Source organism: Streptomyces pimonensis (assembly GCF_041380215.1).
Taxonomy (GTDB): Bacteria; Actinomycetota; Actinomycetes; order Streptomycetales; family Streptomycetaceae; genus Streptomyces; species Streptomyces pimonensis.
The window spans coordinates 1-7,542 of the sequence record NZ_JAHWZY010000077.1; the positions used below are offsets into that span (position 1 = coordinate 1).

At 68.3% G+C, this 7,542-nt stretch carries 8 protein-coding genes and 1 pseudogene; 4 read left to right on the forward strand and 5 right to left on the reverse strand.

The window, feature by feature from the left end:
* The coding region (locus KYY02_RS33100; protein ID WP_371244639.1) for a transposase at positions 1-967 on the forward strand (967 nt) is incomplete at its 5' end.
* Positions 968-993: 26 nt separating this feature from the next.
* Here the strand turns inward: KYY02_RS33100 and KYY02_RS33105 are convergent.
* Positions 994-2,453: pseudogene (locus tag KYY02_RS33105) on the reverse strand (DnaB-like helicase C-terminal domain-containing protein).
* Between KYY02_RS33105 and KYY02_RS33110 the strand changes: the two are divergent.
* Positions 2,452-2,874 carry a VOC family protein gene (locus KYY02_RS33110; protein ID WP_371244641.1) on the forward strand — a complete coding sequence of 141 codons (423 nt, stop codon included), beginning with the start codon at positions 2,452-2,454 and terminating at the stop codon, positions 2,872-2,874. The pseudogene KYY02_RS33105 and the gene KYY02_RS33110 overlap by 2 nt on opposite strands.
* A gap of 73 nt (positions 2,875-2,947) precedes the next feature.
* Here the strand turns inward: KYY02_RS33110 and KYY02_RS33115 are convergent, their stop codons facing one another.
* Positions 2,948-4,438, reverse strand: a complete 1,491-nt coding sequence (locus KYY02_RS33115; protein ID WP_371244643.1) for a SulP family inorganic anion transporter — start codon at positions 4,436-4,438, stop codon at positions 2,948-2,950.
* 422 nt (positions 4,439-4,860) lie between these two features.
* On the opposite strand from KYY02_RS33115, the gene KYY02_RS33120 reads away from it, so the two are divergent.
* Positions 4,861-5,280 carry a MerR family transcriptional regulator gene (locus tag KYY02_RS33120; RefSeq protein WP_371244645.1) on the forward strand — a complete coding sequence of 140 codons (420 nt, stop codon included), beginning with the start codon at positions 4,861-4,863 and terminating at the stop codon, positions 5,278-5,280.
* A 58-nt stretch (positions 5,281-5,338) separates the two neighbouring features.
* Here the strand turns inward: KYY02_RS33120 and KYY02_RS33125 are convergent, their stop codons facing one another.
* Both KYY02_RS33125 and KYY02_RS33130 read right to left on the reverse strand, forming a co-directional pair.
* Entirely contained in the window at positions 5,339-5,593 is a 255-nt protein-coding gene (locus KYY02_RS33125) for a hypothetical protein (RefSeq protein WP_371244648.1), read from the reverse strand.
* 24 nt (positions 5,594-5,617) lie between these two features.
* A complete protein-coding gene (locus KYY02_RS33130) occupies positions 5,618-6,625 on the reverse strand; it encodes an alpha/beta hydrolase (RefSeq protein ID WP_371244649.1) in 1,008 nt (335 codons plus the stop codon).
* Between the two features lie 15 nt (positions 6,626-6,640).
* Between KYY02_RS33130 and KYY02_RS33135 the strand changes: the two genes are divergently transcribed.
* Positions 6,641-7,057 carry a MarR family winged helix-turn-helix transcriptional regulator gene (locus KYY02_RS33135; RefSeq protein WP_371244650.1) on the forward strand — a complete coding sequence of 139 codons (417 nt, stop codon included), beginning with the start codon at positions 6,641-6,643 and terminating at the stop codon, positions 7,055-7,057.
* A gap of 157 nt (positions 7,058-7,214) precedes the next feature.
* Here KYY02_RS33135 and KYY02_RS33140 read toward each other — a convergent pair.
* Positions 7,215-7,542 (reverse strand): IS3 family transposase (locus tag KYY02_RS33140; protein ID WP_371244652.1); only part of this gene is annotated, 328 nt, incomplete at its 5' end.

Here is a 7,542-nt window from a genome sequence, read left to right on the forward strand (position 1 = left end):
GCCACTCGCTGGACACACCCGCACCTTGCTGGACTTCGCCCGCCAGCAGGTTCCCGGCCGCCGCTGCTGGGCCCTGGAAGGCATCGGCAGCTACGGTGCCGGCCTCGCGGCCTTCCTGAACCAGGCCGGCGAACAGGTCGTCGAGGTCTGCCGCCCGAAACGAGCGGCCAACCGCGGCGGCCGCAAGACCGACATGCTCGACCCCGTCAGGGCCGCCAAGAAGGCCCTGACCACCGAGCATCTGATCCAGTCCCGCCTCCGCGGCGAACGTGAGGCACTGCGGGTGCTGCTTGCCACCCGTCACGGCGCGGTCCTCGCTTCCACCGCCGCGATCAACCAGCTCAAAGCCCTGATCGTCTCCGCGCCGGACGACCTCCGCTCCGAGCTGCGGAAGCTCAAGCGCCCCGCCCAGATCGCCTACTGTGCTCAGTTCCGTGACCGCCCGGCCCAAGACCTGGAACACCGGATGACGGTGCGGGCCATGCGGTCCACGGCCCAACGCGTCCAGGCCCTGCAGGCCGAGGCCAAGGAGCTCGAGAACGAGATCCTTACGCTGGTACGGCAGCAGGCCCCCGTGCTTCTCGGCTTGCTCGGAGTCGGGCCGATCACCGCCGCCCAGATCTTGGTCAGTTGGTCTCACCAGGGACGATTCCGCTTGGAAGCCGCCTTCGCCTCCTTCGCCGGCGTCTCGCCGATTCCTGCCTCGTCCGGGCTGACTAACCGGCACCGACTCAACCGCAGCGGCGACCGACAGCTTAACCGGGCCATGCACACGATCACCTTGATCCGGATGCAACTCGATCCCTCTACGAAGACGTACGTCGCACGCAAGATCGCTGAAGGAAAGACTTCCCGTGACGCGCAGCGGTGCCTCAAGCGGGTGGTCTGCCGCCAGGTCTTCAAGATCCTTGAGCGCTCCGACCGGAACCAACTCGGCAACGTCGAAGAACTCGCTCAAGCGGCTTGACACGACATAGCAGCCTCGGGGGCGGGTCAGGTGCGGGCCATGTCGACGAACCGGGAGTAGTGCAGCTGGCTGGCGACGGTCACGCAGGCGGTGGGCCCGAACCGGTTCTTCTCGATGACCAGGTCGACCTCACCGGCGCGCGGGGACTCCTTGTCCTGCGCGTCGGGCCGCTCGACCTTGATGGCCACCGATGCGTCGTTCTTGATGGCTTGGGATTCGCGCATGAGGCCGTCGTCGTTGAGCTGGGACAGGGCGATGACGTGGCAGCCGAGCTGGACGGAGAGGTTCTTCAGGCCGCGGGAGACGGTGGCGACGGCCTGCTCGCGGGTGGTGTTGCGGGACTGCTCGGTCTCGACCAGCTGCACGTAGTCCACGACCAGCAGGCCGAGGCCTTCGGCGCGGGCGCTGGCCCGGGCGGCGGAGGCGATGTCGCCCAGGGACGCGCCGTCGGGCCGGTAGACCCGCAGCGGCAGCTTCTGGAACAGCTTCGGTCCCAGGGCGTGGATGGTCTCCCACCCTTCCGGGATGAGGCCGCCCTGGTGGGTGAGGTGGTGCAGGGCGATCTTCCCCTCGGCGGCGGCGATCTTCTGCATCAGCTCGGTGCTGCTCATCTCCAGTGAGGAGAACAGCACGGGGCGCCCGTCTTGGCGGCGGCGACGGCCATGTTCAGCGCGAGCGTGGACTTGCCCACGCCGGACTGCGCGGCCACCACGGTCACGTTGCCCGGCTGCATGCCGGAGGTGAGGGTGTCGAGGTCGGCGAAGCCGTAGGTCAGGCCGACCCGCCGTCCGTTCTGGATGTCTTCGGTCTCCGCGACGAAGTCGAGGTAGGGGTCGCCGACCGCGGGCGGTGCTTGGTGCAGGCCCGGAGTGCCGGCGACGATGTCGGTGAGCTGCTGCTCGACCAGGGCGCGCACTTCGTCCTCGTCGCCGGCCTCGCTGAAGGCGTACTCGATGATGCGGTTGGCCGACTCGATGACCGCGCGCCGGTAGGCCTTGGCGCGGACGATCTCGGCGTAGCGCGGGCCGTGCGCGGGGGTGGGCGGTGCCTGTACGCACACGTGCAGGTAGGAGGCGCCGCCGACCCGGGCCAGTTCCCCCCGCTCGGTCAGCGCGTTGCCGACGGTGACCGGGTCCACGGGCTCGCCCGCCTGGTGCACATCCAGGATCGCGCGGTGGATCATCTGGTGGGCGGGCCGGTAGTACTCCTCGGCGACGAGACCCGTGTCCAGGATCTCGCCGAAGAACCGGTAGGAAGCGCTCTTCGGGCTGCCGGACAGCAGCAGCGACCCGAGGACCGACTGTTCGGCCTGGAGGTCCTGCGGCGGCACGCGGGTGAACGCGGCCGGCTGCTTGTCCTCGCGCGCGTCGAGGCCGTCACCGGGGACATCGGGGCTTTTCGCTGGACACACCCGGCGCCAGGCCCGTACGCGTCGGTGGCTTGGGCTCTGCGGGGTGACGGCCTTCGGTCCTACGATGAGCGGCATGTCGCCTGAAGATTCTCCCTCGTCCGTCTGGCCGGTCCTGCACTACGACGACACCAGGGCGGCGCTGCGTTTCCTGGTCGATGTGCTGGGGTTCGCCGAAGTAGTCGCCGCGCCGGATGAGCACGGCGGGGTCGGGCACGCGGAGCTGCGCTGGCCTGGCGGTGGTGCGCTGGTGTTTGGTTCGACGAGGCACACGGAGAGCGTGCACGGGCGGATGCGGGCGGGCACCAGTGCGGTCTACGTGGTGAGTGACGAGGTGGACGCGGTGCACCGGCGGGTGGTCGACGCCGGTGGTGAGGTTCTCGAAGCGCCGCATGAGACCCGGTTCGGGTCGGGTGCCGTGGCGTACGTGTGCACGGTGCGGGACCCGGAGGGCAATCTGTGGACCTTCGGTACCTACGACGGTCCTTCACCGGAGTAGAGCGCCAGGACGAGACGGGAGGACCCCGGCCGGTTGGGCCGAGGTCCTCTGCTGTGGGCGTGCGGCGACGAGGTCAGTGGCTGCCTGCGAGTTCGCCGGTGAGCTTGCCGTGGAGGTCGGCACTCGGGTCATTCAGGCCGATGATCTCGACGGCCTTGCCGCGCTGGGCGTACTTGTTCTCGATGGCGTCAAGGGCGGCGACGGAGGAGGCGTCCCAGATGTGCGCGGCGGAGAGGTCGATGACGACCTTTGCGGGGTCGCCGGCGTAGTCGAACTGGCCGACGAGGTCGTTGGAGGAGGCGAAGAACAGCTCACCGGTGACCCGGTAGACGACGGTGGTGTGGTCGGGATCGGTGACGGCGGTGACCTCGGCGAGGTGGGCGACCCGCTTGGCGAAGATGACCATGGCGGTGATCGCGCCGACGACGACGCCGACGGCGAGGTTGTGGGTGGCGACCACGGTGGCCACGGTGATGACCATCACGGCGATCTCGCCCGCGGGCATCCGCTTGAGGGTCCTGGGGGCGACGGAGTGCCAGTCGAAGGTGGCGAACGACACCATGATCATGACGGCGACCAGGGCGGCCATGGGGATGTCGGAGACGACCGGGCCGAAGACGATGCACAGCATCATCAGGAAGGTGCCAGCCAGGAAAGTGGAAAGGCGGGTGCGGGCGCCCGAGACCTTCACGTTGATCATCGTCTGGCCGATCATGGCGCAGCCGCCCATGCCGCCGAAGAAACCGGTGACGATGTTGGCGACGCCCTGGCCGATGGACTCGCGGGTCTTGTTGGAGTGGGTGTCGGTGATGTCGTCGACCAACTTGGCGGTCATCAGCGACTCCATCAGGCCGACCAGCGCCATCGCGAACGCGTACGGGGCGATCGTCGCCAGGGTGTCCAGGGTGAACGGCACGTCGGGCAGGCCCGGCACGGGTAGGGACGACGGCAGCTCGCCCTTGTCGCCCACGGTCGGCACGGCGATGCCGGCCGCGACCGTGATGACGGTGAGGATGACGATGGACACGAGCGGGGCCGGGATGACGGTGGTGACCTTCGGGAAGAACACCATGAGCGCCAGGCCGCCGATGATCAGCGGGTAGACGGCCCACGGGACGTCGCGCATCTCGGGGACCTGGGCCATGAAGATCAGGATGGCGAGGGCATTGACGAAGCCGACCATCACCGAGCGCGGAATGAACCGCATCAGCTTCGCCACGCCGAGCGCGCCGAGAGCGACCTGGATGATGCCGGCGAGGATGACGGCGGCGATCAGGTGGCCCAGGCCGTACTCGTGGTTCAGGGGGGCGATCACGAGGGCGATGGCGCCGGTGGCGGCGGAGATCATCGCGCGTCGTCCGCCGACGATCGAGATGACCACGGCCATGGTGAACGAGGCGAATAGGCCGACGGCGGGGTCGACACCGGCGATGATCGAGAAGGAGATCGCCTCGGGGATCAGCGCGAGGGCGACGACCAGGCCGGCGAGGACCTCGGTGCGCCAGATCTTCGGGTTGTTCAGCCAGTCCGGCTTGAGGCCGCGCAGCCGCGCGGCGGGAGTCACAGCAGCAGAAGACAAGGAAACGGGTACCTGTCGTGCTCGGGCACCCCCCTGCGCCAGGCCGGGGGCGTGCGGGAAGGACACGCGGGGGCCGGGCCGGCACCCCGCGGACGGCCCACAGAGTAGGCCGGAAGTCAGGGGGGGACGGACGCGAGGCGGGCGGCGGGCACGGGCAGCCGGGCGGCTCACATCCGGGGGCGAAGGGTCACGGCGGGCAAGCGGCGGCGATCGGCGTCATGGGCTCGCGCACGCTCACTCCTGCAAGAATCGGATCTTCGCCGGGGGCGTCATCGGCCCCGGAACGGCAACAGCGGGGCAGCCGGGCCGCCCTCACCACCGATAACTCTACCTTAACGTTAGAGTGGGGATCGGCGGGGTCGCACGGGACGCGGTCCGCCCCGAGGAGAAGGGCCAGGGACACGGGCGTGGACGGCAAGCACATGCAGATCGGCGAGGCCGCCGCGCGGACGGAGCTGTCCCTGCGCACCATCCGGCACTACGAGGAGACCGGCCTGGTCATCCCTTCCGCCCGCTCCCAGGGCGGATTCCGCCTCTACACGGAGTCCGATGTGCAGCGGTTCATGGTCATCCGCCGCATGAAGCCCCTGGGCTTCACCCTGGAGCAGATGCGTGACCTGCTCGATGCCACCGACCGACTCGACCATGCCGAGACGACCGACGACGCCGAGCGCGAGGCACTCCTGGAGCGGGTGCTGACCTACGAACAGGACGCCAGCCGCAAGATCGAGGAGCTGCGTATCCAGCTGGCCCGCGCCGAAGACTTCGCCGCCACCCTCCGCACCCGCCTGGACGCCGCACACTCCCAGCAGGATGCCTCGGTCTGACCTTCGACCGCCAGCCGGCACCGCACGTCACACAGCGGGCGGCCGCCTGCCCGCGGCTTCATGAGGCGGCAGCCTGGATATGGAACGTCAGTCCGTCCGGGCTGGTAAGACGCTGCTCGCCGGCGTGATCGGGCCCGTCCATCATGGCGTGCCCCAGACCGCGTACGCGAGCGGCCACGGCGTCCGGGGCGTCAACTGCGACGACGAGCTCCCAGCAAGGTGTGTGCTCCTCGGGGCCTTGTGTCGAGACGAAGTCAGCAAAGCTGGGGACGGTGCCGAGCACGTCCTGGTAGAAGTGGCGGGGCATTGTCACGTTGTTGGATGCCCATGCCCGCAGTCACAGGTTGTTCGCGTAGAAGCTGGTGAGTCGTTCGACGGCGGCGTCGACGTATGCGGATTCGTCGTACATCTCGTAGTGGCCGGCGCCGTCGATCACCATGAGGTCGATGGGGTTGGGGGCCAGCTTCCACAGCTGCATGCCCATGTCGTAGGAGCCGGTGTTGCCGATGCGTCCGGCGAGGATGACCTGCAGGGGCTGGGTCATGAGCTGATCGGCCAGGTGGAAGGCGTCGTAGCCCAGCAGGAGGGAGTCGCCGCGCAGGAGGCGCCGGTTCGTGGAGTGTTCGTTGCCGCCGCGCTCGGTGCGGTAGTAGGTGATGGCCTGAGTGGTGTCGATGCCGGTCAAGCCCGCTGCCGCGGCGTCCTCGAGGGTGTCGGGCAGCCAGTTCACGCGGGTCATCTCGCCGGAGCGGGCCTCTTCGGTCCGTGCGTCCGCGAGGGCGTCGAGTGCTGCGGCCGGACCGTCGGGGGAGAAGCTGCGGAACGCGTTGCCGATGTTGACGGGGACGACCGTACCGACCGCCTTGATGCGGTGGTCCGTGCGGGCGGTGTGAACGGCGTAGCCGCCACCGGCGCAGATGCCGAGGACGCCGATGCGCTGCGGGTCGACGCCGGGGGTCGTGGTGAGCACGTCGATGGCGTAGGAGATGTCCTCACCTCGACGGTAGGGGTCTTCGAGGTCGCGGGGCTCGCCCTCGCTCTGACCCTGATGGGCGGGGTCGAGGACAAGGGCGGCGATGCCGTGGGCGGCGAGACGGGAGGCGTAGTTGGCGCCGATCTGCTCCTTGACGCTGCTGCCGGGGGTGGAGAGCACCACGGCGGGCAGCGGTGCGCTGCTGTCGGCGTTGTCAGGCAGGTGGAGGTCCGCGGCAAGGTTGATGGGACCGCGCGGCATCGTGAGGTGCTGGATCATGACTGGCTTCCTTCGCGAGATTGTTGTTCCATAGGAGCCCAGTACAAGACAGCATCTTGTACGATCTGGAACTAGTACGAAACTGTAGCACATGAAACGGAGGGCCGTATGCCGGTCGACGGGGCGCAGCTGTGGACGCTGAACCAGCGGCTGCTGGCAGTCGTGATGGATGCCTGCACGGAGGAGCTGGCCGAGCTCGGGTTGGAGACGAAGGAGTTCTTCGTCCTGGCCGAGGTGGAGGCATCGCCGTACCCGGCCGAGATCGCAACCGCGCTACTACTGCCCAAGGCGAGCGTGACGGTCTACGTCCGCAACCTCGTCACCAAGGGCTTCATCCGCCGCGAGATCGACGAGGCGGACCTGCGGCGTCACCGGCTCGCGCTGACCGACGAGGGCACGAAAGCACGCGATCGAGCACTTGCCGCCCTCGCGGCGGAGTACGACCGCAGGTTGGCGAGGGTCACCCCCCAGGACCGCGCCGAGCTGCAACGCATCCTCAAAGCGATGCTCGACTCGCCCGCGTGAGCCGGTATGCGCGAGTGATCGTGGCAAGGAGAGGGCGCTATCCTTGGAACTGGTCAGTCCCGGACCAGTTCGCGGGGTGCCGGCTGCCCGTTCCTGCGGGAGCTTCGGCGGGTGTTGCGCCTGGTCTGAGCTTCCCCCGCTGTGCGGGAGTGGCTGACTAGCTGGTCAGGGCAGGTTTGCGGGGTTTCAGGTTCACCGGTTCGGCCGTTGCCTGGTTGGCGTAGTGCTTCTCCTCGAACTCGATGGGGCTGAGGTAGCCGAGTCGTTTCTGGATGCGGCGGGGGTTGTAGAACCCATCGAGATACTCGAAGAGCGCGAGGTTGGCCTCGGCTCTGGTGGCGAATACCCGGCCGCGGATGCACTCGGTTTTGACCAGCATCCACAGGTTCTCCGCCAGGGCATTGTCGAACGAGTCGCCCACCGATCCCATGGACGCCTCAATTCCCGCCCGCATCAACCGTGTTGTGAGCTTGATGGATGTGTAC

Coding starts and splice junctions, on each gene's coding strand:
- KYY02_RS33110 (WP_371244641.1), top strand. CDS start 2,452: ATGTCGCCTGAAGATTCTCCCTCGTCCGTCTGGCCGGTCCTGCACTAC.
- KYY02_RS33130 (WP_371244649.1), bottom strand. CDS start 6,625: ATGTGCTACAGTTTCGTACTAGTTCCAGATCGTACAAGATGCTGTCTT.
- KYY02_RS33135 (WP_371244650.1), top strand. CDS start 6,641: ATGCCGGTCGACGGGGCGCAGCTGTGGACGCTGAACCAGCGGCTGCTG.